21 protein-coding genes are annotated in these 24,454 nt (G+C 64.3%); 13 read left to right on the forward strand and 8 right to left on the reverse strand.

What is annotated here, in order from left to right:
* Positions 1–52 precede the first annotated feature (52 nt).
* From zigA to C404_RS36205, 3 genes are read left to right on the forward strand one after another with little or no spacing between them, the layout of a single operon-like run.
* The gene (zigA, locus tag C404_RS36195; protein WP_031328947.1) at positions 53–1,255 is read left to right on the forward strand and encodes a zinc metallochaperone GTPase ZigA; all 1,203 of its coding nucleotides are present in this window, start codon (positions 53–55) and stop codon (positions 1,253–1,255) included.
* Positions 1,252–1,818, forward strand: coding sequence for a gamma carbonic anhydrase family protein (locus C404_RS36200; protein WP_031328948.1), 567 nt, complete (start codon positions 1,252–1,254; stop codon positions 1,816–1,818). Before zigA ends, C404_RS36200 begins: the two co-directional genes overlap by 4 nt.
* Before the next feature lie 4 nt (positions 1,819–1,822).
* Positions 1,823–3,157 carry a dihydroorotase gene (locus C404_RS36205; protein ID WP_021193636.1) on the forward strand — a complete coding sequence of 445 codons (1,335 nt, stop codon included), beginning with the start codon at positions 1,823–1,825 and terminating at the stop codon, positions 3,155–3,157.
* Positions 3,158–3,159: 2 nt separating this feature from the next.
* On the opposite strand, the gene C404_RS36210 is transcribed toward C404_RS36205, so the two are convergent.
* Positions 3,160–4,257 (reverse strand): GGDEF domain-containing protein, encoded by a 1,098-nt coding sequence (locus C404_RS36210; protein ID WP_031328951.1) that lies wholly within the window; start codon positions 4,255–4,257, stop codon positions 3,160–3,162.
* A gap of 130 nt (positions 4,258–4,387) precedes the next feature.
* Positions 4,388–5,716, reverse strand: a complete 1,329-nt coding sequence (locus C404_RS36215; protein ID WP_021193638.1) for an Nramp family divalent metal transporter — start codon at positions 5,714–5,716, stop codon at positions 4,388–4,390.
* Between the two features lie 238 nt (positions 5,717–5,954).
* Here C404_RS36215 and C404_RS36220 point away from each other — a divergent pair, with 238 nt between their 5' ends.
* The 3 genes from C404_RS36220 (at position 5,955) to C404_RS60255 (ending at position 8,335) form a co-directional block, all read left to right on the forward strand.
* Positions 5,955–6,620 carry a response regulator gene (locus C404_RS36220; protein ID WP_021193639.1) on the forward strand — a complete coding sequence of 222 codons (666 nt, stop codon included), beginning with the start codon at positions 5,955–5,957 and terminating at the stop codon, positions 6,618–6,620.
* On the forward strand, positions 6,617–8,107 hold the full coding sequence (locus tag C404_RS36225) for an ATP-binding protein (protein ID WP_021193640.1): 1,491 nt from the start codon (positions 6,617–6,619) through the stop codon (positions 8,105–8,107). Before C404_RS36220 ends, C404_RS36225 begins: the two co-directional genes overlap by 4 nt.
* A gap of 75 nt (positions 8,108–8,182) precedes the next feature.
* Positions 8,183–8,335 carry a hypothetical protein gene (locus tag C404_RS60255; protein ID WP_156667264.1) on the forward strand — a complete coding sequence of 51 codons (153 nt, stop codon included), beginning with the start codon at positions 8,183–8,185 and terminating at the stop codon, positions 8,333–8,335.
* Here the strand turns inward: C404_RS60255 and C404_RS36230 are convergent.
* From C404_RS36230 to C404_RS36245, 4 genes are all read right to left on the reverse strand, one after another.
* Positions 8,329–8,940 (reverse strand): NAD(P)-dependent oxidoreductase, encoded by a 612-nt coding sequence (locus C404_RS36230; protein WP_021193642.1) that lies wholly within the window; start codon positions 8,938–8,940, stop codon positions 8,329–8,331. The genes C404_RS60255 and C404_RS36230 overlap by 7 nt on opposite strands.
* An 81-nt stretch (positions 8,941–9,021) precedes the next feature.
* The gene (locus C404_RS36235; protein WP_021193643.1) at positions 9,022–9,459 is read right to left on the reverse strand and encodes an Rrf2 family transcriptional regulator; all 438 of its coding nucleotides are present in this window, start codon (positions 9,457–9,459) and stop codon (positions 9,022–9,024) included.
* Between the two features lie 71 nt (positions 9,460–9,530).
* Positions 9,531–10,175: an FMN-dependent NADH-azoreductase gene (locus C404_RS36240; RefSeq protein WP_021193644.1), complete on the reverse strand. Its 645-nt coding sequence runs from the start codon at positions 10,173–10,175 to the stop codon at positions 9,531–9,533.
* A gap of 11 nt (positions 10,176–10,186) precedes the next feature.
* On the reverse strand, positions 10,187–10,516 hold the full coding sequence (locus C404_RS36245) for a DMT family transporter (RefSeq protein WP_021193645.1): 330 nt from the start codon (positions 10,514–10,516) through the stop codon (positions 10,187–10,189).
* A gap of 128 nt (positions 10,517–10,644) precedes the next feature.
* Here C404_RS36245 and C404_RS36250 point away from each other — a divergent pair, with 128 nt between their 5' ends.
* The 6 genes from C404_RS36250 to C404_RS36275 all read left to right on the forward strand — a co-directional run bounded on the left by C404_RS36250 (position 10,645) and on the right by C404_RS36275 (position 17,787).
* A complete protein-coding gene (locus C404_RS36250; RefSeq protein ID WP_031328952.1) occupies positions 10,645–11,037 on the forward strand; it encodes a winged helix-turn-helix transcriptional regulator in 393 nt (130 codons plus the stop codon).
* A gap of 65 nt (positions 11,038–11,102) precedes the next feature.
* Entirely contained in the window at positions 11,103–11,630 is a 528-nt protein-coding gene (locus C404_RS36255; protein WP_021193647.1) for a hypothetical protein, read from the forward strand.
* A gap of 118 nt (positions 11,631–11,748) precedes the next feature.
* Complete coding sequence (locus tag C404_RS36260; protein WP_021193648.1) at positions 11,749–13,098, forward strand: TolC family protein; 1,350 nt, start codon at positions 11,749–11,751, stop codon at positions 13,096–13,098.
* Positions 13,095–14,321, forward strand: a complete 1,227-nt coding sequence (locus tag C404_RS36265; RefSeq protein WP_031328953.1) for an efflux RND transporter periplasmic adaptor subunit — start codon at positions 13,095–13,097, stop codon at positions 14,319–14,321. The genes C404_RS36260 and C404_RS36265 overlap by 4 nt, the downstream gene beginning before the upstream one ends.
* Positions 14,318–17,467 (forward strand): efflux RND transporter permease subunit, encoded by a 3,150-nt coding sequence (locus C404_RS36270; RefSeq protein WP_021193651.1) that lies wholly within the window; start codon positions 14,318–14,320, stop codon positions 17,465–17,467. Before C404_RS36265 ends, C404_RS36270 begins: the two co-directional genes overlap by 4 nt.
* Positions 17,464–17,787, forward strand: a complete 324-nt coding sequence (locus C404_RS36275) for a P-II family nitrogen regulator (protein WP_021193652.1) — start codon at positions 17,464–17,466, stop codon at positions 17,785–17,787. Before C404_RS36270 ends, C404_RS36275 begins: the two co-directional genes overlap by 4 nt.
* A 107-nt stretch (positions 17,788–17,894) precedes the next feature.
* On the opposite strand, the gene C404_RS36280 is transcribed toward C404_RS36275, so the two are convergent.
* Entirely contained in the window at positions 17,895–20,162 is a 2,268-nt protein-coding gene (locus C404_RS36280; protein ID WP_031328955.1) for a M1 family metallopeptidase, read from the reverse strand.
* A gap of 585 nt (positions 20,163–20,747) precedes the next feature.
* On the opposite strand from C404_RS36280, the gene C404_RS36285 reads away from it, so the two are divergent.
* Positions 20,748–22,220 (forward strand): sensor domain-containing diguanylate cyclase, encoded by a 1,473-nt coding sequence (locus C404_RS36285; RefSeq protein WP_021193654.1) that lies wholly within the window; start codon positions 20,748–20,750, stop codon positions 22,218–22,220.
* A gap of 18 nt (positions 22,221–22,238) precedes the next feature.
* Here C404_RS36285 and C404_RS36290 read toward each other — a convergent pair whose 3' ends face one another.
* Positions 22,239–24,278 (reverse strand): TonB-dependent receptor, encoded by a 2,040-nt coding sequence (locus C404_RS36290; protein WP_031328956.1) that lies wholly within the window; start codon positions 24,276–24,278, stop codon positions 22,239–22,241.
* Positions 24,279–24,454: the final 176 nt, after the last annotated feature.

A 24,454-nucleotide genomic window follows, 5' to 3' on the forward strand; every position in this document is an offset into this window, starting at 1 on the left:
TCTTCTTTTGCAACACAGTTGCATAAAAGGCGTGACCGCCGTGAATCTGCCCATGACTTCGCCAGCCCGCTTGCCCGTCACCGTCCTGTCCGGTTTTCTGGGAGCGGGCAAGACAACGCTGCTCAACCATGTCCTGAACAACCGCGAAGGGCGGCGTGTGGCGGTCATCGTCAACGACATGTCCGAGGTCAACATCGACGCTGCGCTGGTGCGTGATGGTGGCGCGCAACTCTCGCGCACTGACGAGAAGCTCGTCGAGATGAGCAACGGCTGCATCTGCTGCACCCTGCGCGAAGACTTGCTGGTCGAGGTTCGCCGCCTGGCAGCGGAAGGGCGCTTTGACTACTTGCTGATTGAGTCCACCGGGATCTCCGAACCACTGCCGGTGGCCGAGACCTTCACCTTCGAGGGCGAAGATGGCACGGTGCTGGCCGATGTGGCGCGGCTCGACACCATGGTGACCGTGGTGGACGCGTACAACTTCCTGCGCGACTACGGCTCGCGCGACAGCATGCAGGCACGCGGTGAATCGATGGGTGCGGAAGATCAGCGCACGGTAGTGGATCTGTTGGTCGACCAGATCGAGTTCTGCGATGTGATCGTGCTCAACAAGGCTGACCTGATGAGCGAGGCTGATCTCACGCGCCTGGAGGGCATCCTGCATCGCCTCAATCCGCACGCTCGCATTGAACGCGCCATGTTTGGCCAGGTGCCGATCGATCGCGTGCTGGGCACGGGCCGGTTCGATTTTGACGAGGCCGCCAAGGCACCCGGTTGGCTGAAGGCGCTGCGCGGCGAACATGTGCCCGAATCCGATACCTACGGCATCGGCAGCTTCGTCTATCGAGCACGCCGGCCATTTCATCCGCAGCGCTTCTTCGACTGGGTGCAAAGCGAGTGGCCGGGCGTGGTGCGATCCAAGGGCTTCTTCTGGCTGGCGAGCCATCCGGCGCATGCCGGGTCATGGTCACAGGCGGGGGCGATGGCACGGCATAACGTAGCGGGCTATTGGTGGGCGGCCGTGCCCCCTGAGCGCTGGCCAACCGACCCGGAATCCGTTGCCACGATTCACCAGCATTGGGACAGCAACGTGGGCGATGCACGCCAGGAAATCGTCCTGATCGGCATCGGCATGAACGAAACGGCATTGCGCGTACGCTTTGACGCCTGCCTGCTGACCGAGACCGAGATGGCCGCCGGCCCGCACGCCTGGAAGCGCTACACCAACCCGTTTCCCGGGTGGCCCAGCGCATGATCCGGCAGAACCCGCGCGGTGATCTGCCGCAGATTCACCCAAGTGCCTTTGTTGACCCGACCGCCATCGTGTGTGGGCGCGTGATCGTGTACGAGAACGTGTTCATCGGCCCTTACGTCGTGATTCGCGCGGACGAAGTGGACGCAGAGGGCTACATGGAGCCCATCGTCATCGGGGCGCACTCGAACATTCAGGACGGTGTGGTCATCCATTCCAAGTCAGGCGCGGCCGTCTCCATTGGAGAGCGAACGTCGATTGCGCACCGTGCCATCGTGCACGGGCCCTGCGTGGTGGGGGATGACGTGTTCATCGGTTTCAACAGCGTGCTGTTCAACTGCACAATCGGTCAGGGCGGTGTCGTGCGGCATAACGCCGTGGTGGACGGCTGCGATTTGCCGGATGGCTTCTACGTGCCGTCCACCGAGCGTATCGGGCCTGACACGGATCTGCGCGATATCCGGAAGGTATCTGCGCGCGAGTCGGCGTTCTCTGAAGACGTGGCACGCACCAACAATCACCTTGTGCAGGGGTACAAGCGCATCCAGGCCACCTTCGAGGCCTGATGCAATGAAGCACGCTGATCTGATCGTTCGCAGCGGCACGCTCGTGACGCCGGGCGGGCTGCATGTGGGCGATGTCGTCTGCCGCGCTGGACGCATCGTTGCGCTCAATGCGCAAGGCTGGACGGCTGACGAGTCCATCGATGCCCGGGGCTTGCACGTGCTGCCGGGGGTGATTGATAGCCAAGTGCATTTTCGCGAGCCCGGCCTCACGCACAAAGAGAACCTGGAAGCAGGCACGCGTGGCGCCGTGCTGGGCGGCGTGACGGCCGTGTTCGAGATGCCCAACACGCATCCGCTCACGCTCAGCGCGCAGGATCTGCAAGACAAATGCGAGCGGGCCCGTGGCCGCGCGTGGTGCGACTACGCCTTCTACATGGGCGGGGCTGCTGCCAATGTGGATCAGTTGCCGGAGCTGGAGAGGTTGCCGGCCTGTGCAGGCGTCAAGGTCTTCATGGGAAGCTCCTTCGGTGATCTGCTGGTCGACGATGCGACGGTGCTGCGCCGCATCCTGCGCAAGGGGCGTCGCCGCCTGGCGGTGCATGCCGAAGACGAAGCCCGGCTGCGCGAGCGGCGCGCCCTGGTCGAGCACTCTGCTGATGTGCGCGACCACCCTGTCTGGCGCGATGCCGAGAGCGCGCTCTTGGCGACGCAGCGCGTGGTAAAGCTGGCCATGGAGGCGCAGCGCCGTCTGCACATCCTGCATGTATCGACCGCCGAAGAGATGGCATTCCTGGCGCGGCATAAGGCCAGTGCCAGCATCAGCGTTGAAGTCACGCCGCATCATCTGAGCCTGGTCGCGCCCGAGTGTTACGAGCGTCTTGGCACGCTGGCCCAGATGAATCCGCCCGTGCGCGACGCTCGCCATCAGGCGGCGCTGTGGCAGGCCGTCAGCAATGGTGTTGTGGATGTACTCGGCAGCGACCACGCACCCCATACGCTGGATGAGAAGGCCCGGCCGTATCCATCATCACCGAGTGGCATGACGGGGGTGCAGACACTGTTGCCGATCATGCTGGATCACGTCAACGCCGGACGGCTCAGCCTGCAACGGCTGGTGGACCTGACCAGTGCCGGGCCCGCGCGCATCTTCGGCATTGAAGCCAAGGGGCACCTGTCGATCGGGTACGACGCTGATCTGACGCTGGTCGACCTGAAAGCGCGGCGCGAGATCACGCATGGCTGGATTGCCAGTGTGTCGGGTTGGACGCCGTACGACGGCCTGCGCGTAACAGGTTGGCCTATCGCCACTGTCGTGCGCGGTAGGATCGTGGTGAGAGAAGGGGTGGTGGTTGGCCAGCCAGTTGGGCAGCCGGTGCGCTTTGCTGAAACGGCGCCCTGATATCAGGCGTCGGCGGTGGCGTGTTGGGCGCCGGGTGGCACACACACACGATTGCGCCCTTGCCGCTTCGCCTCCATCAGGCCGATGTCGGCATCGGCCAGCAGCTTGGCCAGATCCTGCCCTGGCCGCAGCGGTGCCGCACCCACGCTGATCGTGAGCGGACCGACCGGCGTTGCGCTGGCGCTCACGGCGGCCTTCAGGCGTTCCACCACGGCCAACGCATGGGTCAATCCGCAGCCGGGCAGCAGTACGGCAAACTCATCGCCGCCCAGCCGCCCGAACAGATCGTCCGGGCGCAGCACGTCGGCCAGCGCATCGGACAATGAAACCAGCGCCTCGTCACCGGCCGCATGGCCCCAGGCATCGTTGATGGACTTGAAGTGATCAACGTCCAGGTACAGCGCGCACAACGGTTCAGCATGGTGCTGGGCACGCTCCACCGCAAAGCTGCCCAGCTCGAAGAAGCGCTGGCGCGCGAGCATGCCGGTCAGGTGGTCGGTGTTGGCGCGGTCGGCCAGATTGATTTCAGCAGCAAAGTGCCGCGCCATGGCGCGCAGCAGGTAACGGTGGATGACCGCCGCCGCGGCAATGCAGATTGGCAGATACAGCAGGATGCCCAGCCACGCATGGTGAAGGGTGGCAGCGGGTGCATCGGTACTGAGCACGGCAACAATGGGTCCGGCCGTGCACAACGTCATGGCGATGCAGAAATCCCGGCGCGTAAGCCACGCGGGGCTGGTGGCCAGCGGCATCAGGTAGAACGCAGGCAGCACCCATTCGAGCCCGGCCTGATGGCCAAAGGCGATGATGGCGATCTCTTCCGCAAGCAGATGCGCCAGCGCCAGCGGCCCCCACAACCCCGTATGACGATGCCGCTGCGCAATGACCACGATGGCGGTCAGCACCCCGAGCAACACCAGCAGTGGTGCCGGCGTATGCACCAGCCCCGCGGCCCAGCCCAGCACGATGGCAAAGCCGTAACCGAGCACACCGCATTTGCTCAACGCGAGAATCATCGGCACGAAATGGCGCGCTTGATAGTCGCGAGAGGGCGTGCGTGCGTCAGGCAGGGCGGAGGCGGTAGGCGGGTTCGCGCTCAAGGCTAGGCGAGTGTGGCCTACTGGCGCGGCTGGATGGTGCGAGCGCGGGCGTGGCCGGATTGCGCAACAAAGCGCGCATTCTAATGGCGACGCGTCTTGCCGTGCGCGGATTTTTAGTGGGGGGAATCCCTCAGCCCGCCAACACTTGCCACACCAGCCAAAGATTGGCCACGCTGATCACGACGAATAAACCCCATGCCAGTACGGACGTTAATCGGCTGTTAACAAACACGCCCATCAGCTTGCGATCGTCGGTCATGCGAATCAGCGGAAACATGGCAAACGGCAACTGAAAACCCAGTACCACCTGGCTGATCACGAGCAGTTTGCCGATGGCATGGTCGCCCAGCATGGCCACGCCGACGAATGCCGGAATCAACGCCAGCGCCCGCGTGATCAGCCGCCGCTGCCAGCAGGGGATGCGCAGGTCCAGGAAACCCTCCATCAGGATCTGCCCCGCGATGGTGCCCGTGAAGGTGGAGCTTTGCCCTGCCGCCAGCAGGGCGATGCCGAACAGCACCCCGGCCACCGCCGTGCCGACGATGGGTTCGAGCAGGCGATGCGCATCCTGGATGTCGGCCACGTCCTGATGGCCGTTGGCATGAAACGCGGCGGCGGCCAGCACCAGGATGGCGCCATTCACCAGCAGCGCCAGCGAGAGCGAGAGGATGGTATCGAGCCGCGACAAGCCCACCGCCTCGCGCTTGGCGGCTTCCGTGCTGGCCGTCATGCGCGTCTGCACGATGGACGAATGCAGGTACAGGTTATGCGGCATGATCGTCGCGCCGAGGATGCCGATGGCCAGGTAAAGCGGCTCGCGCTCGCTCACGCTTTGCCACGACGGCATCAACCCGGCCGCCACCGACGGCCAGTGCGGTTTGATGAGCACCAGCTCCACGAAGTAGCACAGCCCGATGGTGAGGATCAGCCCCAGCACGATGGCCTCAAGCTGGCGAAAGTTTTTCCCCTTCAGGCCCAGCACAATCAGCGTGTCCAGCGCGGTGAGTGCCACGCCCCCTAGTATTGGCACGCCCAGCAGCAGGTGGAACGCCAGCGCGCAGCCCAACACCTCCGCCAGATCGCACGCGATGATCGACAGCTCGGCCAACAGCCATTGCACGCGTACGGCCCCGGGCTGGTAGCGGTCGCGCGAGGCGCGCGCCAGATCCTTGCCCGTGACGATGCCTAGCCGCGCCGACAGACACTGCAGCACCATCGCCGCCAGGCTGGAGAGCACCACCACAAACAGCAGCGAATAACCGTAGCGCGAACCTGCCTCGATGTCAGTTGCCCAGTTGCCCGGGTCCATGTAGCCGACGGAGACGAGCAGCCCCGGCCCGGCAAAGCGCAGCAGCTTCTTCCACAACGGCAGGCCCGGCGGGACAGCAACGGTGCCGCGCACCTCGGACGGGCAGAACGGTGCGGTGGCGGTGGTGGGCAGGGCGGGCAAGCGGAACATGGCGCGGCCGGGAACGGAAGATGAAGGGGAAATCAATCGATGCGGCCTTATGATAGCCAAGTGCTGCGGCGCGTGCGGATATTGGCTGCTGGCGCCGCTTTTAGGTGATGAGTGGGTCATATTGCCGCGGCAGATTTAAGGCAAATCTCAGTCCGTTGGGGTAGATTTCCAGCTTTGCCGGCGCCTGTTCCCAGGTGCCGGCTGTCCGTTTACCGTCGATCCGCCAAGACTCACTCGCATGAACGCCATCCTCCTCATTGAAGACGACCTGCCGTTGGGCACCGCACTGGCCCGCGCGCTGCGTCAGGCCGGCTATAACGCGACCTGGGTACGCCGCCTGGTTGACGCGCAGAAATGGATCACCACCAACACGTTCGAGGCCATCGTGCTCGACCTCGGCTTGCCTGACGGTGAGGGCCATACCTTCCTCGAAGAGCTGCGTGCCGCGCACAGCGATGTGCCGGTCATCATTGCCAGCGCGCGTGATGCGCTGTCCGAACGCCTCAAGGGCCTGGACTCGGGTGCCGACGACTTCCTCGTCAAGCCGTTCCCCGTGGATGAACTGGTCGCCCGCCTGCGTGCCGTGCTGCGCCGCCATGCCGGGCAGAGCACCAACCAGTGGAGCGTTGGCGCCTTGGTGGTCGAGCCCTCGCAAAAGCGCGTGACGCAAGATGGGCAGATCATCGAGCTGACCCCGCGCGAATACCAGTTGCTGCTCGAGCTTGTGCGCCGTGCCCATCGCTGGGTCCCGCGCGAGACGCTCATGGACGCCCTCTACCGTGAAGGCGACAGCGTCAGCGCCAACGCGCTTGAGGTCGTCATCCACCACCTGCGCCGCAAGCTCGGCAACGAGACCATCCAGACCATCCGCGGCGTGGGCTACATGATCGGGGGCAACCGGTGAAGCTGGCGGTCCCAGCGATCCTGCGGGTCCGGTCGCTGTCGTTTCGCCTGTATGTGCTGATCCTGCTGGCACTGGTGCTGATGCTGCTGGTGCAACTGGTGATCGCGCATCTGGAAATCTCCCGCACCAACAGCCGCCAGGTGGTGAGCGATCTGCGCATGTCGGCGCAGGCCTACGCTGATCTCACCACGCTCAACATGGATGACGTGCCGCGCCGGGAAGAATTCCTGCGCCGCCTCACCGACATCAAACTGGGCCTCTCGCTGCCCAACATCCTCCCGGGTGAATTCCGCTACGTGCTGTGCGATCGCGCCGGCCACGTCATCACCGCCTTCCCTGGTGCACCCACCATGCCCTGTGGCAAGGCGCACGACACCGTGGTCGAGATCATGCTCGAGGGCAAGCCGTGGCGCAGCTATACGGTGGACAGCGTCGACGGCAAGCTCACGGCCACCGTGGCACAGCCGCTCTCCGCGTATGAACGCGCCATTCGCGATCTCTTCGAGGAAGTGGCGATTGCACTGGCCATTCTCGCCATCGCGCTGATGGTGATGGTGGGCTGGGCGGCACACGTCGGTCTCAAGCCGCTGCGCACGCTGACACGCCAGGTGGAGTCGCGCGACTCGGCGGATCTGGACCCGGTGCAGAGCGTCGAGCACGCCGAGCTGAAACCGCTGGTGGAAGCGCTGAACGACCTGTTCGCGCGCGTGCGGCGCGGCATCGAGGCAGACCGCCGTTTCTTTGCCGATGCCGCGCACGAACTGCGTACGCCGCTGGCGGCCATCCAGGCGCAGGCGTACGTGGTTTCACACTCCGACAGTGAAGACGATCGCTCCACCGCACTGCGTGAGTTTGATCGCGGCATTTCGCGGGCAACGCAATCGCTGGCCAAATTGCTGGCCATCGCGCGACTTGATGCACGCCGCGTGGAAGCCCAATTGGCGCAAGGCGCGTTGTCCGATCTGGCCGGCTGTGCGCGCGGTGGCGTGATTCAGCAAGCCTCTCGCGCCGAGCGTCGCAACGTCACGCTGTCATACGAAGGCGCCAATCAGGCATGGGTGTCGGTGTCGCACGAAGATGCCGCCACGCTGGTCGAAAACGTGCTCGACAACGCCGTGCGCGAAACGCCCAAGGATGGCGAGGTGCGCGTGGTGGTCAAGCGTGTCGAGCAAGGAACCCAGGGTGCAACGGTGCCGATGGTTGAACTGCGCATTGAAGACACCGGCCCCGGCATTCCGCCCGACGAGCGCGAGCGTGTGTTCGAGCGCTTCTACCGCCCGCGCGGCAGCCAGTCGCAAGGTAGCGGCCTGGGTTTGGCGATCGTGCGGCGCATTGTCGAGCTCGGCAATGGTTCGGTGGCCATCGAGGACGGCCTGGGTGGAAAGGGCTGTGCCGTGGTGATCCGTCTGCCGGCGCTGGACAGCGCCCCTGAACCGATCGAACCGGATGGCGCGCCACCGGGCATGGCCGACATGCACAGCCACTGACCGGCACGGCGTAAGGCGGAGCACCCTGGCACTCGTGGTGCTGGGGTATCTGGCATTGCTGGCGTGGTGGCGGGCGTGATTCAGGAATCGCGCGGCACCGCTGGCCGCTGGCGGGCACGTGTTGAGGTGGGCGGCAGCGCTGACAGCCTGACCGCGCAAGACCCACGCCTGCGCCGCGCCCCCTTCGAGAAGGCGCTGCGCTGGCGTCCACCTGCCGTTGATCAGTAGCCGATCGTGAAGCGCTGGCGCGGGTGCGCCGGCTTTTCCGTTTCGTCGAGGAAGCCGATGGCGTAGTCCTCCATCGACACCCAGGGCTTGCCGTTGGCATCCACCAGCAGCGTGTCCTTGCCGACGCGGAAGTGGCCCGTGCGCTCGCCCGGTTCGAAGATGGCCGACGGCGACACGAACGTCCAGTTCAGCTCGGTTTCCGTGCGCAGTGCGTTGAGGAAGTCACGGCCTGCCGAGGCTTCGGCAAAGTACTCCTTGGGGAACTGCGGCGTATCGATCAGTGCCACGCCCGGTGCCACTTCCAGGCTGCCGGCGCCACCCACCACCAGCAGGCGCGGCACACCCGCCTTCTTCACAGCGCCAACGATCTGGTCTGCATTGGCTTGCAGGAAACGCACGGTGCTGAAGGCCACATCGTTGCCCGCCAGCGCAGCGACTAGCGCAGCTTGATCAGCCACATCCACGTCCTTGGCGGTCAGGCCTGCACGTGCCGGCAGTTTGGAGGCGGTGCGCGCAATGGCCGTCACCTGGTGGCCGCGGCGCAGGGCTTCGTCGATCAGGCGGGTGCCAACGCGCCCGGTGGCGCCAATGATTGCAATCTTCATGGTTCAACTCCTTGTTGAGTGGCTGTGATGCGATATGTAATTAATGCAGTTACATATATCGATAAAAAAACCGCCAAGCCGCTAGGCCCGGCGACGACGCTTTTTTGCGTGCCCGACTTCTTCCAGCATGCCCGCGATGGTCTGCGCGGCAAGCTCGGCTTCCATGGCGGCCTGCGCACGTTCGGCCACGCTCTCCAGCACGCCGGTGATCTCCCGGCCCACATCACACGCCGGGTTGGGTGCGTTGGGCGGCAGTGCGATCAGCACGGACGATTCCACCACCCGAAACACGTCGAGCAGCGTGATGCGATCTGCCGGCTGCGCCAGCGTTGCACCGCCTGTTGCGCCCATCTGCGAGCTGACGAAACCGGCTTCGGCCAACTGCGCAACCAGGCGACGGATCAACGCCGGGTTGGTGCCCACGCTACCCGCAATGAGCGACGAAGACACCGGGCCTTCTGCGCTGGCAAGCAGGGTCAGGATATGCACGGCGACGGCGAAGCGGCTGCTGGTAGACATGGTGGTCAGACAAAGTGTAACCAGTGTAGATACACTTATGCGTGCAGTCAACCCCGTCCGCCGCGTGCGATTCAGAAGGCGGTCGCCAGTGCCGAGGCTCGCACTTTGGCGCTCGCCTTGGCTGTAGCCAGCACATCGGGCGTGGTCAGTGTGGGTGCGGCGCTGATCTCCGTCACGTCTTCAATGCCAATGAAGCGCAGCCAACGGCGCAGATACGGCTTCTGAAAATCGTCGGGCGATTCGGTCGCGCCTTCGGTGCGCGCAGCATAGGCACCGGCACTGGTATAGATGAGTGCAACCCTCTTGCCGGAGAGCAGCGCTTGATAGCCTGTGCCGGGCGACCAGTTCCAGTTCTGGCCGGGTAGCGTGACCACGTCAATGAAATGCTTGAGCCGGTAGGGCACACCAAAATTCCACATCGGCACCGAGAAGAGATAGTGGTCTGCCGCATTGAAGCGCTGCGACAGCGCTACCGCACGCTGCCATTGCGCGCGTTGCGCTGGCGTGGCGTCTTGCGTGCGCAGCACCGCAAACTTGGCGCCGATCATGTCAGCATCGAACTCGGGTAGGTCGAGATCTGGGCTCCACAGGTCGATCGTGTCGATCTCGTGGTCAGGGTGGGCAGTGCGATAGCTATCTAGAAACTGCCGGGCCACGTCGATGGAGTGCGACAGCGCTTTCATGGGCGAGGCTTCGATATAGAGCAGGCGGGTCATGTGAGGGCTCCCTATGCAGCGTTGAAGAAGTTGAGGCCAACGGTGCCGGCAATCACCAGCCCGATACAGCCCAGGCGCGCCGGCTGCATGCTCTCGCCAAAGACAAGGATGCCCAACAGCGTGACGCCCACCGAGCCGATGCCCGTCCAGATGGCATAGGCCGTGCCGGCGGGCAGGCCGCGCATGGCATGCGTGAGCAGGAACACGCTGGCCAGCGCCGTCACGATGCCGAGCACGCTGGGGATGGGGCGCGTCCACCCTTGCGCAAACTTGAGCGAGATCGCCATGGCAATTTCCACAGCGCCCGCGGCCAATAGCCAGAGCCAGGCGGTTTGCTGCATATCACCTCCGGTTCGTGCGGGCCGCTTGCTCGGGTGGCGAGCGGCGCGTTGCAGTGGAGCCAGATTAGGGGTACGGTCACACGCCAACAAGTACGCACCCGGAGGTAACCGTGACGGCCAACAAGGCTATTGCCGACACTCAGCAAGCGCATGAGAAGGGCGCGGAACGCGCCATCGAAGTGGAGGCTTGCCCATCGACGCGCGCCCTGGAACTGGTGGCGAGCAAATGGGCGCTGCGTATCTTCCCCGCATTGGAAAACGGCCCGGTGCGCAACAACGAACTCCTGCGCCGCGTGGGCGACGGCATCTCGCAGAAGATGCTCACGCAGACCTTGCGCGAGCTGGAAGCCAACGGCCTCATCCTGCGCACCATCTACGACAGCGTGCCCCCGCACGTGGAATACCGCCTGAGCCCCCTGGGCGAATCGCTCAACCGCACGCTCATGGGCCTGGACGATTGGGTGAAGACGCATTGGCAGGAAATGGAACGGATTCGCGCCGCGCAGGTCGATTCCGAGTGACATCCGTGCGTTCTGCCGGAAGTTATGTGCAGATGCAGTCATTCTCCTGCTAGTATTCAGGGCCCATGTTTGTGACAAATCTTCACTTCGCCTTGCCGACGCAGTCTCGCGCCCACGCGCGTGGTGTGCTGTCACGCGCGCGCGGCGTACGGTGGATCGTCACGATCTGGTGCCTGCTGTTTACCGTCACGGTGTTCTCGGCCACGCATTTCCCCGATGGGCAAGCCGCTGACGATGCGCTGGAAGCCATCGAGGCCGTCGTCGACGATGCGCTGGACGACGTGCAACCGGTTGCCCAGCCCAGCAAGGGCTTCGAGCGCGCCATCAAGGTGGCGCTCGGCAAGCTGGTCAAGCAGCCCGGCCAGTGCTTCAGCGTGGAGCACTGGGTGGCACAGGCGCACACCGCGCCCGATGCACCCTCCAGCAACGCTGCTGCCCCCGATCACCCCAGCGACGCGCCAGAACTCTGGCTGCCGCCGCCTCCCATGACGCTTGCACCCGGCCTGCGTGTCGCGCGTGTCCGCGTTGCACTTCCGCCGTTCCAGGCCGGCCCCACGCCGGCCCCCATGCTGCGTCCGCCCGCCCGCGCCTGATTCCGGCGTATTGCCGGAAACCATCCCCTTGAGTTCGTAGTGCAACGCCAACCGGCCGTTTGATTCGACCGGTTGGGCGTTCGCGCTTGCCTGTTCTTCTTTTTCAGGATGATTTCGGATGTTGTCCAATCAGGATGCGGCCGTCCCGTGCCCCGCAGCGGGTGCGCGCGCGTCGCGACGCTTTGTTCTTTCCGCTGTGCTCGCGGCAATGGCCGTCAGTGCCAATGCCGCGCCGCCGGCATCGTTGCCGCGTGCCTCTGCGCCGGCCGTTCAACCGCAGCGTGACGAGGTGCTTCCGCAGCCGCGCTATACCTTGCCGCAGTTGCTGGAACTGGCCCGCGCCAACCACCCGGCGCTGGCCGCTTCGCAAGCCCAGGTGCAGGCCGCGCAGGCTGGCATTGCCACTGCACGTGCCTGGCCTAATCCCGAGGTGGAAGCCATGGCCGGCCGCCAGCGCGCTCGCATGCCGGGTGCGGCGGAAGGCCGCACCAATAGCGTGTCGATCACGCAGAAGCTCGACTTGCCGTGGCAGCGCGCTGCCCGTACGCAAGCCGCCGATGCCGCCTACGAAGGCTCACAGGCGGCTGCCCGATCGCTAGCCCGCGACGTGGAGGCCGATCTCAAACTGCGCTTCTACGACGTCGTGCGCCGCGAGGCCGAGCAACGTAACGCGCGCGAAGATGTGATGCTCGTCGAGCAGATCCGCCGCGGCGTGGCCGTGCGTGTGGAGACCGGCGAAGCCCCACGCTACGAACTCATCCGTGGCGATGCCGAGCTGCTCAACGCGCAGCGCAACGCGCAGGCTGCCGCGCTGCGCGTGCAACAGGCATTGGCTGAACTGCGCCGCGCCGTAGGTGCTGATCTGCCGCAAACGTTCGACGTGGATGCCGGTACCGAAACGCCTTCCGTGGCGCACCTGCCACCGCTGGCCGATCTGGTCAGCACCGTTGTCGCGACACATCCGGAGCTGGAGGCCGACCGCGCCGCCGTGCGTGAGGCCGATGCGCGCTTGGCACACGAACGCAGCCAGCGCTGGCCGTCGCTCGCGCTGCGCGGCACGGTCGACCGCCAACCCGATCTGCAGGACAGCCGTGTGGGGCTGGTGATGTCGATCCCGCTGTTCGACCGTCGCGAAGGCCCTGTGGGCGAAGCGGTGGCCGCACGCGAACGCGCACGCGCCCTGTTGCGCGACCGCGAGTTGCGCACGCGCCAGGCAGTGGAATCCGCCTACCGCCAATACGAGATCGCCGAATCGCAAGTCAGCGCGCTCGAATCCGGCGTGATCAAGCAGGCCGAATCGGCCCTGCGTGTGGCCGAGGCCGCGTACCGCCACGGCGAGCGCGGGATTCTCGATTACCTCGACGCCCAGCGCGTCTTCCGCCAGGCACGCAACGACCTGATCGCCGCACGCGCGGACTTGCGCACAGCCGCCGTAGAACTCGACCGCCTGCGCCCGGAGGCCCAATGACACGCCCGAGCCGCCGCATTGCCTCCCGAACTCACGAATCCAGCCCGACCATGCACACACCGTCTTCCTTCTCTTCTTCGATCCGGCTGGCCGGCGTTGCCTTGGCGGCAATGCTGTTGCTGGGTGCCTGCGGCAAAAACGCTGCTAGTAGCGCCAAGGCCACACAGCAAGCCGCGGATCCGAACCTCGTTGTCGCACAGCCCACGCTGGTGCAGCGCCTGAAGGTGGCGCCCGTAGGCAAGCAACCAATTGCCGAACGCCTGCGCGTGCCGGGGCAGATTGCGTTTGATGAACAACGTGTCGCGCGCATCGGTGCCACCGTCACGGGCCGCGTGACGGAGCTGGTCGCCACACCGGGCCAGAGCGTCAAGGCGGGCGACATCCTCGCGCAACTGCACAGCACCGAGCTGGGCGCAGCGCAGCTCGCCTATCAGAAGGCCGCTGCGCAGCGCGACTTGCAGGCACGCGCGCTGGAACGCGCCAAGCTGCTGCTGGCCGCAGATGTGATCGGCTCGGCCGAGCTGCAGAAGCGCCAGAGCGAACTGGCGATGGCCGATGCCGAAGTGCGCGCGGCTGTTGACCAACTGCGTGTGATGGGCGTGTCGCCCGGCACGCTTTCCAAGATGCGCACGGGCGGCATGTCGTCGATCTCGCCGGTAGTGGCGAGCATCAGCGGCACCGTGGTCGAGCGCAAGGTGACGCGCGGCCAGGTGGTGCAGCCGGCCGACGAGCTGTTCACCGTGGCGGACCTGTCGCGCGTGTGGGTGGTGGGTGAAGTGCCCGAGAATGCCGCTGCCGGTGTGCGTGCTGGTCAATCGGTGGAGGTCGACACCGGCGCGGGTGAGCGCATTGTCGGTAAGCTGATCTGGGTGTCCGACATCGTTGATCCGCAATCGCGCACGGTGACGGTGCGCACGGAGGTCGACAACGCCGAGCGCACGCTCAAGCCGTCGATGCTGGCCACGCTGCTGATCCAGTCGCGCCCCGAAGAGCGCGTGGTCGTGCCGACCTCCGCCGTGGTGCGCGAAGACAACCGCGACTACGTGTTCGTGCGCGCGGGCGACAAGGACAGCGACTACCGCCTCACGCCTGTCAAGCTGGGCGATGAATCCAATGGTGTGCGCCCGGTGGTTTCGGGTGTGCAGGTTGGCCAACCCATCGTCGTTGAAGGCGGCTTCCACCTGAACAATGAGCGCAAGCGCGCCGAGATGGAGGGCGCATGATCGACGCATTGATTCGCGGCGCGCTCAAGCAGCGGCTCGTGGTGGCCGTGCTGGCTGCCGTGCTGCTGTTCTTTGGGCTGGATGCCGCACGCAAGCTGTCGCTGGATGCGTTTCCTGACGTAACCAACGTGCAGGTGCAGATCGCCACGGAGGCACCCGGGCGCTCGCCGGAAGAGGTTGAACGCTTTGTGACCGTGCCGGTGGAAATGGCCATGACCGGCCTGCCGGCACTCGTTGAAATGCGCTCGCTCAACAAGCCGGGGCTGTCGCTCATCACGCTCGTCTTTACGGACGAGACGGATGTGTACTTCGCGCGCCAGCTCGTAATGGAGCGTTTGATCGAGGTGCAGTCGCGCATGCCCACGGGCGTGACGCCGGTGCTGGGGCCTGTGTCCACGGGCCTGGGCGAGGTGTACCAGTACACGCTCGACAAGCCGGACGACGGTGACAGGGAACTCTCTGTCGAGGAACTGACCCAGCGCCGCATCGCGCAAGACTGGGTCGTGCGTCCGCTGTTGCGTTCCATCCCGGGCGTGGCGGAAATCAACTCGCAGGGTGGCTTCGAGAAGCAGTACCAGGTGCTGGTCAACCCGGAGCGTTTGCGCCATCACAACGTGACGGTCAAGCAGGTGTTCGAGGCGCTGGCTGCCAATAACGCCAACTCGGGTGGCGGTGTGCTGCCGCACTTTGCGGAGCAGTACCTGATCCGCGGTGTGGGCCTGGTGCGTGACACGAATGACATTGGCGCCATCGTGCTCAAGGAGGTCAACGGAACGCCGCTCACCCTCCGGGATGTGGCGGAGGTGAAGATTGGCACGGCAGTGCGGGCGGGCGCGGTGGTCAAGAACGGCGTGACGGAATCGGTCGGTGGCGTGGTCATGATGATGCGCGGCGGTAATGCGAAGGAAGTCGTCGCCCGCATCCAGGATCGCGTCAAGGCCATTAATAACGACGGCATGCTGCCCGATGGCCTGAAGATCGTGCCGTACTACGAGCGCTCGGAACTGGTGGATTCCGCCTTGCAGACCGTCATCAAAGTGCTGGCCGAAGGCGTGGTGCTGGTGGTGATCGTGCTGCTGCTGTTCCTGGGGGACATCCGCTCGTCGCTCATCGTGGTCGGCACGCTGATCCTCACGCCGCTGCTGACGTTCATTGCGATGAACAAGCTCGGCATCTCCGCCAACCTGATGTCATTGGGCGGGCTGGCGATTGCGATCGGTTTGATGGTGGACGGCTCTGTCGTGGTGGTGGAAAACGCCTTCGCACATCTGGCCAAACCGCGTGACCCGAACGAGAGCCGCGCGCGCATCATCCTGCATGCGGTAACAGAGGTGGCAACGCCCGTGATCTTTGGCGTGGGCATCATCATCCTGGTGTTCCTGCCGCTGATGACGCTGGAAGGCATGGAGGGCAAGATGTTCGCGCCGCTGGCCTTCACCATTGCCATTGCGCTGTTTTTCTCGCTGGTGCTGTCGCTCACGCTCACGCCGGTGTTGTCGTCGTATCTGCTGAAGCCGAAGGTGCACAAGCACGTGAAAGGCGAACACAGCGATGACCCGCATGCCGAGCACGATGCACACGACACGTGGCTGATTCGCAAGATGAAGAAGCCGTATCTGCACATGCTGGAATGGAGCCTGAACAACGGCCGCAAGACGGTTGTCGTGGCCGTGGCGGTGTTCCTCGCCACCGGTGCGCTGATGCCGTTCCTGGGCACGGCGTTTATCCCCGAGATGAAGGAAGGCTCGGTGGTACCTGGCATCAACCGCGCGCCCAACATCTCGCTGGAAGAGTCGATCCGCATGGAGATGGAGGCCATGCGCCTGGTGATGCAGGTGCCGGGTGTGAAGTCCGCCGTCTCGGGTGTGGGCCGTGGCGAATCTCCGGCCGACCCGCAGGGCCAGAACGAATCGACACCGATCGTCTCGCTCAAGCCGCGTGACGAATGGCCCAAGGGCTGGAACCAGGACGACATTGCGGAGGCGATGCGCAAGGCGCTGCAGGTGCTGCCCGGCGTGCAAATCGTCATGGCCCAGCCGATTTCCGACCGCGTGGACGAGATGGTGACCGGCGTGCGTTCGGACGTCGCCATCAAGGTGTTCGGCGATGACTTGAACGTGCTGCGCGAGAAGGCCGAGGCGATTGCCAAGGTGGCGCAGGGCATCCAGGGTGCGCAGGACATGCGTGTGGAGCGCATCACCGGCCAGCAGTACCTGCAGATCGCCATTGACCGTCAGGCCATTGCGCGCCACGGCCTGAATGCGGCTGATGTGCACAACGTGATCGAAACCGCCATCGGCGGCAAGGAAGCCACGGAAATCTTCGAAGGCGAGCGCCGCTTCAGCGCGGTGGTGCGTCTGCCGGAGACGTACCGTGGCAGCGTGGAAGCCATCCGCAACCTGATCGTGGCGGCACCCAACGGCGCACAGGTGCCGATGGAAAGCATCGCCCGCATTGAGGTGACCGACGGCCCCGCGCAGATCAGCCGTGAACTCGGCAAGCGCCGCGTGGTGGTGGGCGTGAACGTGCGTGACCGTGACCTGGGCGGCTTCGTGGCCGAACTGCAAGGTGCCGTGGCACAGAAGGTCAAGCTGCCTGAGGGCTACTACCTGGAGTGGGGCGGCCAGTTCCAGAACATGGAACGCGCCATGGGCCACCTGAAGGTGATCGTGCCGATTACGGTGGCAGCCATCTTCTTCCTGCTGTTCCTGCTGTTCAACTCGGTGCGCTACGCCACGCTGATCATCCTGGTGCTGCCATTTGCTTCGGTGGGCGGGATCATTGGGTTGTTCGTCACCGGGGAATACCTCTCCGTGCCGGCATCCGTGGGCTTCGTTGCGCTATGGGGTATCGCGGTGCTCAACGGGGTGGTGCTGGTCAGCACGATACGCAGCTTGCGGGAGCAGGGCATGTCGGTGGAGGAATCCGTGCGGCTGGGTTCGCGCATGCGTTTCCGCCCCGTGATGATGACGGCCACCGTGGCCATGCTGGGTTTGATCCCGTTCCTGTTCGCCACGGGCCCGGGTTCGGAAGTGCAACGGCCGCTGGCCATCGTGGTGATCGGCGGTCTGCTGACCTGCACGCTGCTCACGCTAGTGATGCTGCCCACGCTGTACAAATGGTTTGATGAGGAGAGCAAGGCATGAAGGAAATCCGCATCGTAGTGCGCCCGCAATTGCTGGAGCGCTTGCACGAGGCGCTGCGCGGTTGTCCGGGGTTTCCGGGCATGACGGTGGGCGAGGTGAATGGCTATCCGCCGGTGGCTTCGCAGGCCGGTGCACATTCCATCAAAGATGACCTGACCGAGTTCGTGCCGCGTGTGCGCATCGAGCTGGTGGTGTCGGATGCGCTGGCAAGCATGCTGTTCGATGCCGCCGTCAAGGTGCTTGAACACGGCCAGACCGGCGACAGCGCCATCTGGATGACCGACGTGGTGCAAGCCACCTTTCTGCATCGCACGGGTTGATGCGGGTGTGATGCGCCCATGAAAAACGGCGGACTGTGTCCGCCGAAAATCGGGAGCCAACATTGCAGCGGGCCACCTCGTAAGAAGTGGCCCGTTTGCTTTGGTGCTTACCGCTTGATGTCGGTCAGGTGCTTCATGACGCCTTCGTAGCGGAACTTGTGGATCGGACGATCCATCGACTGCATTTCCTGCAGCTGCACCGCTTGCGGACGCAGCGAGCCGGTTGGCTTCACCGCCTGCGCAGCCAGGGTGGCCACGGCCGGCTGGAAGTTCTTGATACCGACGATCTGGTCGTACTGCGCTTTGGTGATCAGCTGCGCGTTGTACAACTGCGTGGCATCGCCTGCGATGTTGGTCTTCGTGGCGTCGGTGGTGATGGCACCGGCCTGCGCCAGCAGGTTGCTCCACAGCGTCGGGCTGTAGTTGGTCACGTAGTAGTCCAGGCCTGACGGGTTGGCCAGCACGGCCGAGCACGTCGGCAGCGTGACCTGCGCGGTCTGCTGGTCCAGCACGATGGTCTGCGTCTTGCTGAAGTTGTCGCCATACGCCAGCGTGAGCGGCACGTTCCACTGGTAGCCGGAGTACACGTTCTTGTTCGGGAACGCGCGCTGCGTGATGGTCAGCACATTCTGGTTGGTGGCCGGGTTGCACTGCGCATCAATGGTGACGAGCGGCAGGCCCGTCTGGCGCACGAAGCTGTCGCCCACCTTACTGACCATACCCGCGGGCTTGCCGCTGGCGGCTTCCAGTTCTGCCCACAGGCGCGGCGGCGTGCCGTTACCGAACTTGTACTTGTTCAGGTAGCTCTGCAAGCCCTTACGCATGGCGTCCTTGCCGACGTAGTTCTCGATCATCTGCAGAACGTGGCCGCCCTTGTTGTAGGCAAAGCTATCCAGGAAATCCATCGAGCCGGCATCGCTCAGGTTGTGCTGCACCGGCACGGCCGTCGGCTGCAGGTCCAGCGTGATCACGCGCTGCTTGACCGCCGCATAGTTGGCCCACGTGTTGCCCGGGAACTCGGGGTGGATGGTGATCTTCGTGACGTTCTCGAACCAGTTGGCGAAGGATTCGTTCAGCCAGATGTCATCCCACCAGTCCAGCGTGACGAGGTCACCAAACCATTGGTGCGCCAATTCATGCGATACCACCACGAACGAGCGCCCCTTGCCCATCGAGTGGACCGTCGTGGGCGCACCCTCGGGCGGCACCAGCACCTGATCGGCAAACTCGAAGATGGCGCCCCAGTTCTCCATGCCGCCAAAGCCAGCGTTCTTGTTGTTGTAGCTGTCGTTGGCGACGATGGTGTCCATCTTGTCGAACGGCAGCGGGATCTGGAAGTAGTTGTAGTAGTGGTTCAGCGCTTCCTTGGTGAACTGCATGCCGGCCACTGCTGAGTGCGCCTCGCCAGGCGGCACCCACCAGCGCAGGCGCATGCTGCTGCCATCCAGCGGGTTGGTGAACTTGTCTTCCAGAATGTCGAACTTGCCGCCGCCGAAGAACAGCAGGTAGGCCGGCATCGAAGGCGTCTTGGCAAACGAGACCTGCTGATAGCCGTCCGGCAGCTTGGTGGCGCCGGTCTGCTTGCCGTTGGCCACGGCCTTCCAGTCGCCCGGGATCTCGGCCGTCACCTCAAACGTATTGCGGAAGGCGGGCTCATCCCAGCTCGGGAACCATTCACGCGCAAAGTTGGATTCGCCCTGCGTGACGATGGCGTCCGAGCTTTCCCCCGTTGCGGCCTGCAGGCCCAGCTTGAAGACACCCTCGGCCTTGGTGAAGTTGATCGTGCCTGTCCACTCCATGTGCAGCACGTAGTTGCCGGGCTTGATGTCGGCGGTCGGGTCGCGCAGGTCATAGAAGGCGCCTTGCGACTGCGGGATTGGCACCAGCACGCGCGACGGGCCGTTGCCGGAGGTTGGGGTGAGCGTCAGGCGCGAGGCGTCGAGCTTCAGGTCACGCACGGCCAGCGTAACTGCGCCGGTCTGCTTGGTGACCTTGATCTCCACATCGGCACGGCCTGAGAAGCTGTTGAGGTCTGCGCTGGGGCGGAACCACAGCTTGTAGTTGACCGGCTTGATGTAGTCCGGCAATTCCACGGGCGGTACGGATGCATCCACCGCCGGTGCCGGTGCATTGATGTTGCCGGTATTGGCATTGCCCTGCTGCTCTGAGCCGTTGGCGCCGAGCTTGCCGCCTGCCGGGCTGAGCGTGTCGTCTCCGCCGCCGCCGCAGGCCGCCAGAATCATCATCGCCGCTGTCGCCTGGGCTACTAGGGCGAGTTTGAACGTGCGTCGTGTGTGACGGTTGCCTGCGCCGCTGGTCGCTGCGCCGTTGGCATATGTCGCGGCCGTACGACGGGTGGTGGTCGAATCCCGCATTGCCTTTCTCCTCAGATGGAAACGAATCGGCAGCCCAGGGCTCGAAAAGATTGGGGGGAAGGACCGCCGAATCAGGACAGGAATAACCCCGCAGTCGCAGGACATAAACGACGACATGGTGTGACAGTGTCGCCACAGCCCTGCTCAGGGATGCACGGATTCTGGAGGAAAAGTTCTCTGAATCGAGACGAAGTTTTTTAATTCACGCGCGGCAATCAATTGCCCGATTTCTTGTAGTTTTTGACCCGGGAGAACACGTTCCGACGGGGTCCTCTTGGGGGCCACATGCGAGTTTTGCAAAGTGCATTGAAAAATCGAAATGAAGCGCGCGCTTCTTGCATGTTTCGTAAAGATGAGGCGGCGCTTTATTACAACGTTAGATAAAGAAAAACTGTACGCGCAGCGCCTGTCGATAATGCGGAATAAAAACACACTGAATATAGTCTGACGATTAGCTGACGGCGCTTGGGGGGCTGTCGTCATGCGGGAGTAATTCTTCCGGATGAGGCAAGCATCGCGCGCGGCAGTGCGCAAAGCCTGTACGCTCACAACGTTGGTTAACTTGTTCTCTTGGTTGAGCGTTTCATGCAATCCGCGTCCGATAGCGTCAGCAGCCCGGCTGCCGTCGGAGTCGATCTGATCGACTTCTTTGATGTCACTCCCACCTCGCTTTGGCTGGAGGACTACAGCGATCTCCATCGCCTCTTCGCCAAGTGGCGCGAAGGCGGGGTGACCGACCTGCAGCGCTTTCTGGAAGAAGACGTGACGCGCGTGGCAGCGTGCTCGGCCTGCATCAAGGTGCTACGCGTGAACCGGCGCACCCTGGCGATGTACGCTGCCCAGGATACCGATCAGCTCACCGCCCGCCTGGCAGAAGTGCTGCGCGACGACATGCTCGAAGCCCATGTGGGCGAGCTCGTGCAGCTCTGGTCTGGCAGTCCGTCATTCGAGAGCCGCAGCGTCAACTACACGCTCGACGGCCGACGCCTCGACATCCTGCTCAAGGGCGTGCTGCTGCCCGACCATGATCAGCCGTGGGACCGCGTGCTCGTGGCCGTGGACGATATCACCGAGCTGGAAGACGCCCGGCGCCGCGTCGCCGCCAGCCAGCTCTATGCGCAGGGCGTATTCGAGCATGCCCCAGTCTCGCTGTGGGTGGAGAACTTCAGCATCATCAAGGCGCTGCTGGATGAAGTGCGCGAGCAGGGCATCTCGGATTTCCGCACCTTTACCGATGTGCACCCCGAGTTTGTCGAGCGCTGCATGCAGGAGATCCAGGTGCTGGACGTCAACGGCTTCACCCTGGAGATGTTCAAGGCGCGCAACCGCAACGATTTGCTCAGCCGCCTGCCCGAAGTGTTTCGCGACGACATGCGCCCGCACTTTCGCGAGCAGTTGATCGACCTGTGGGAGGGCAAGCTCTTCCAGCAGCGCGAGGTAGTCAACTACGCGTTGGACGGCAATCCGCTGAACATCCACCTGCAGTTCTCGGTGTTTCCCGGTCGAGAGAAGGACTGGAGCAAGGTGCTGCTGGCCCTGACCGACATCACCGCGCGCAAGAAGGCCGAGTCCTACCTGGAATACCTTGGCAAGCACGACGTGCTGACCAAGCTGAAGAACCGCTCGTTCTACGTGGACGAGGTCAACCGGCTGGAACGCAAGGGGCCGTTCCCCGTAACGGTCATCATGATCGACCTGAACGATTTGAAGACCGTCAACGACCAGCTCGGCCATGCCGCGGGCGATGCGCTGCTGCGCCGCGCCGGCGAGGTGCTTGGCAAGGCCGTCGACAAGCCGTCATACGCGGCACGTATCGGTGGCGACGAGTTTGCGATACTCATGCCCGGCGCAGACGCCCATGCCGGCCAGACGCTGATGGAAAGCCTGCGCAAGCTGGTTGAGTTGAACAACCAGTTCTATTCAGGCTCGGTGCTTGGCTTTTCGATGGGCTGTGCGACGTGCCACGAGGCTGGCCATCTGGAAAGCGCCCTGCGCGAGGCCGATGCCGCCATGTACGAAGACAAGCGCGTCCAGCACGAGGGCGGGCGGCCAGCGTAGGGAAGTGGGGCACGAGCGTCAGAAACTCCAGGCGATGCCCGCGCGCAACGTGCGTGGTTCGGCGGGGTGGATGTGGTGGTCCTGGATGCCGGTCGGCACGCCGTCAGCATCAACGGGTGACGGCTCCCCCTTCAGGCGCGACGCATAGTAGTAGTCGATGTCGTTCGCGCGCTTGTTGAACACGTTGAGCACCTCCACGAACACGCGCACATCCTTGCGGATGCGATAACCCGCCTTCAGGTTGACCAGGAACGACGACGCTGAGCGCACGCTGTTGTCTTCAATCAGCGGGCGCGGGCCGAAGTAGCGCAGCCGCGTGCCCAGCGTCCAGCGGCCTACCGCCCACGACACGCCTGCCGATGCCGTGGTTTGAATGGCTTCGGGAATATAGTCACCAACGGCTTCATGGTCTCGATACCGGGCGCGCGAGAACGCCGCATCGGCATCGACAATGAGATCGGGCCGGGGCGTGTAGTACGCGGCCAGCTCGATCCCCGTGCGCCGGCTCGGGCGGCTGGGTTCAGTGGTGCCGCTGTCACCCGAGAAGACCAGCTCCGAGCCAATATCCAGCCGCCACAACGATGCCGAGAGCTGCAGACCCGGCAACACATTGCGTGTGCGCACGCCGGCCTCATACCCCACCGCCGGCACCAGTACGCTCACCTTCTGCACCGGGCTACCCGTGCTCGGGTCGACTGTGGTGGTGGCGCCACGCACGTCGTTGCTGTGGTAACCGCGTCCCCAGTTGAAGAACACATCAGTCTGCGCGGTGGGCGAGAGGATGAGGCTCAGTTTGGGGCTGAGGATGTGGTCAGAGCCGCGTCCGGTGTTGCTGGCATTGCTGCTGCCCACGTCGTACCAGTACTGCTCGGCGCGCAGGCCGGCCACGGTGCGTAGCCAGGGGGTCCACTGCGTGCTATTGCGTGCGTAGAGCGCGGCGCTGGTTTCGTTCACGGTGTCGCTGCGTACCAGTGCATACGGCGTGCGTGCTTCGGTCTGCGACAGGCTGATCGGGTCCAGCCGGTCATAGCGGACTTGCGTGCCGATCTCGGTTTCGCTGTCGCGCCCAGCCAGGGTGCCGAACCACGTGCGTGCCGCGTTGGCACCGGCAGTCGTGCGGTTCTCGAACTGCATGAACTGGTCGCCGCGTTCCGGGTTGTTCAGCGCGTAGGTGAAGTTGGAGAACAGCGTGAGCCGGCTTTTGATGACGTAAGCGTTGGCGGTGACAGACCCATCGCCCAGCGGCCGCAGCCAATCCGCCGACAGGCTGTAGCGCGACGCCGCACCGCCGTCCGTCGGGTCAATGGCGCCAAAGCGGGGGATCAGGCCCTGGTCAATCGCACGCTGCGGCACCTGATCGGTGGATTGCCACGCGTTCTTGTACGCCATGCCGGTAACGCGCAAGCGCTCGCCGCCGCGCAGCGGCACGGTGTAGCGCAGCACGCCGTTGAGCTTGTGCACGCCTTCGGGCACCGTCCACGGGCCGTTCTCGGTCAACCACTCAACGCCGTAGAGCAGGCTGCCCGTCGGCAAATCCATCGACCCTGCCAGCAGCCCGCGCTTGTAGCCGTGCTCGCCAATCTCGGCTTGGGCGATGCCGTGCTGCCCATCAGCAAAGCGGTCGATGTAGTCCATGCGGACTGAGCCAGCGGCCGAGAAATCGCCTTCCTCCGCAAAGTACGGCCCCTTGCGGTACGCAATGCCGTTCAGCAGTTCCGGGATGATGAAGTTCACGTCGGTATAGCCCTGCCCATGCGCGTGTGTGCGCATGTTGACGGGCATGCCCGCCACGGTGGTCGACAGATCGGTACCGTGGTCCAGGTTGAAGCCGCGCAGGAAGTACTGGTTGGCTTTGCCATCTCCGCTGTGCTGCGTGACGATCAGGCCGGGCACCGTCTCCAGCAGCTCGCCGGGGCGCAGCAGCGGGCGGTTCTCCAACTGCGCGCGCGACACATAACCTGTACTGGCCGTGTCGACATCGGTGCGCGTGCCGCTTTGTGGTGCATGCACGGTGGTGGCATCCAGTGCCAGTTCGTTTTGCTGTGTGCCGCCGGCCATCACGGCCAGCGGTTGCAGGAGGGCGGTGCCCAACAAGGTTTGCAACAGGCGCGGCGATCGCAGCCGCGCCGACAACGTGATTCCCATGCGCTGCATGTCGCGCAGTCTCCCCAGATGTTTGGTTGTGATGGTTGAAGCGGGTGGCGGGTATGCAAGGCATATGCCGGTCTGCTGTG

It is taken from the genome of Ralstonia sp. AU12-08, assembly GCF_000442475.1.
GTDB classification, from domain to species: Bacteria; Pseudomonadota; Gammaproteobacteria; order Burkholderiales; family Burkholderiaceae; genus Ralstonia; species Ralstonia insidiosa.

Coding starts and splice junctions, on each gene's coding strand:
- C404_RS36215 (WP_021193638.1), bottom strand. CDS start 5,716: ATGTTCCGCTTGCCCGCCCTGCCCACCACCGCCACCGCACCGTTCTGC.
- C404_RS36255 (WP_021193647.1), top strand. CDS start 11,103: ATGTTTGTGACAAATCTTCACTTCGCCTTGCCGACGCAGTCTCGCGCC.
- C404_RS36270 (WP_021193651.1), top strand. CDS start 14,318: ATGATCGACGCATTGATTCGCGGCGCGCTCAAGCAGCGGCTCGTGGTG.
- C404_RS36265 (WP_031328953.1), top strand. CDS start 13,095: ATGACACGCCCGAGCCGCCGCATTGCCTCCCGAACTCACGAATCCAGC.
- C404_RS36240 (WP_021193644.1), bottom strand. CDS start 10,175: ATGACCCGCCTGCTCTATATCGAAGCCTCGCCCATGAAAGCGCTGTCG.
- C404_RS36290 (WP_031328956.1), bottom strand. CDS start 24,278: ATGGCCGGCGGCACACAGCAAAACGAACTGGCACTGGATGCCACCACC.
- C404_RS36245 (WP_021193645.1), bottom strand. CDS start 10,516: ATGCAGCAAACCGCCTGGCTCTGGCTATTGGCCGCGGGCGCTGTGGAA.
- C404_RS36280 (WP_031328955.1), bottom strand. CDS start 20,162: ATGCGGGATTCGACCACCACCCGTCGTACGGCCGCGACATATGCCAAC.
- C404_RS36205 (WP_021193636.1), top strand. CDS start 1,823: ATGAAGCACGCTGATCTGATCGTTCGCAGCGGCACGCTCGTGACGCCG.
- C404_RS36230 (WP_021193642.1), bottom strand. CDS start 8,940: ATGAAGATTGCAATCATTGGCGCCACCGGGCGCGTTGGCACCCGCCTG.
- C404_RS36260 (WP_021193648.1), top strand. CDS start 11,749: ATGTTGTCCAATCAGGATGCGGCCGTCCCGTGCCCCGCAGCGGGTGCG.
- C404_RS36220 (WP_021193639.1), top strand. CDS start 5,955: ATGAACGCCATCCTCCTCATTGAAGACGACCTGCCGTTGGGCACCGCA.
- C404_RS36235 (WP_021193643.1), bottom strand. CDS start 9,459: ATGTCTACCAGCAGCCGCTTCGCCGTCGCCGTGCATATCCTGACCCTG.
- zigA (WP_031328947.1), top strand. CDS start 53: ATGACTTCGCCAGCCCGCTTGCCCGTCACCGTCCTGTCCGGTTTTCTG.
- C404_RS36200 (WP_031328948.1), top strand. CDS start 1,252: ATGATCCGGCAGAACCCGCGCGGTGATCTGCCGCAGATTCACCCAAGT.
- C404_RS36275 (WP_021193652.1), top strand. CDS start 17,464: ATGAAGGAAATCCGCATCGTAGTGCGCCCGCAATTGCTGGAGCGCTTG.
- C404_RS36285 (WP_021193654.1), top strand. CDS start 20,748: ATGCAATCCGCGTCCGATAGCGTCAGCAGCCCGGCTGCCGTCGGAGTC.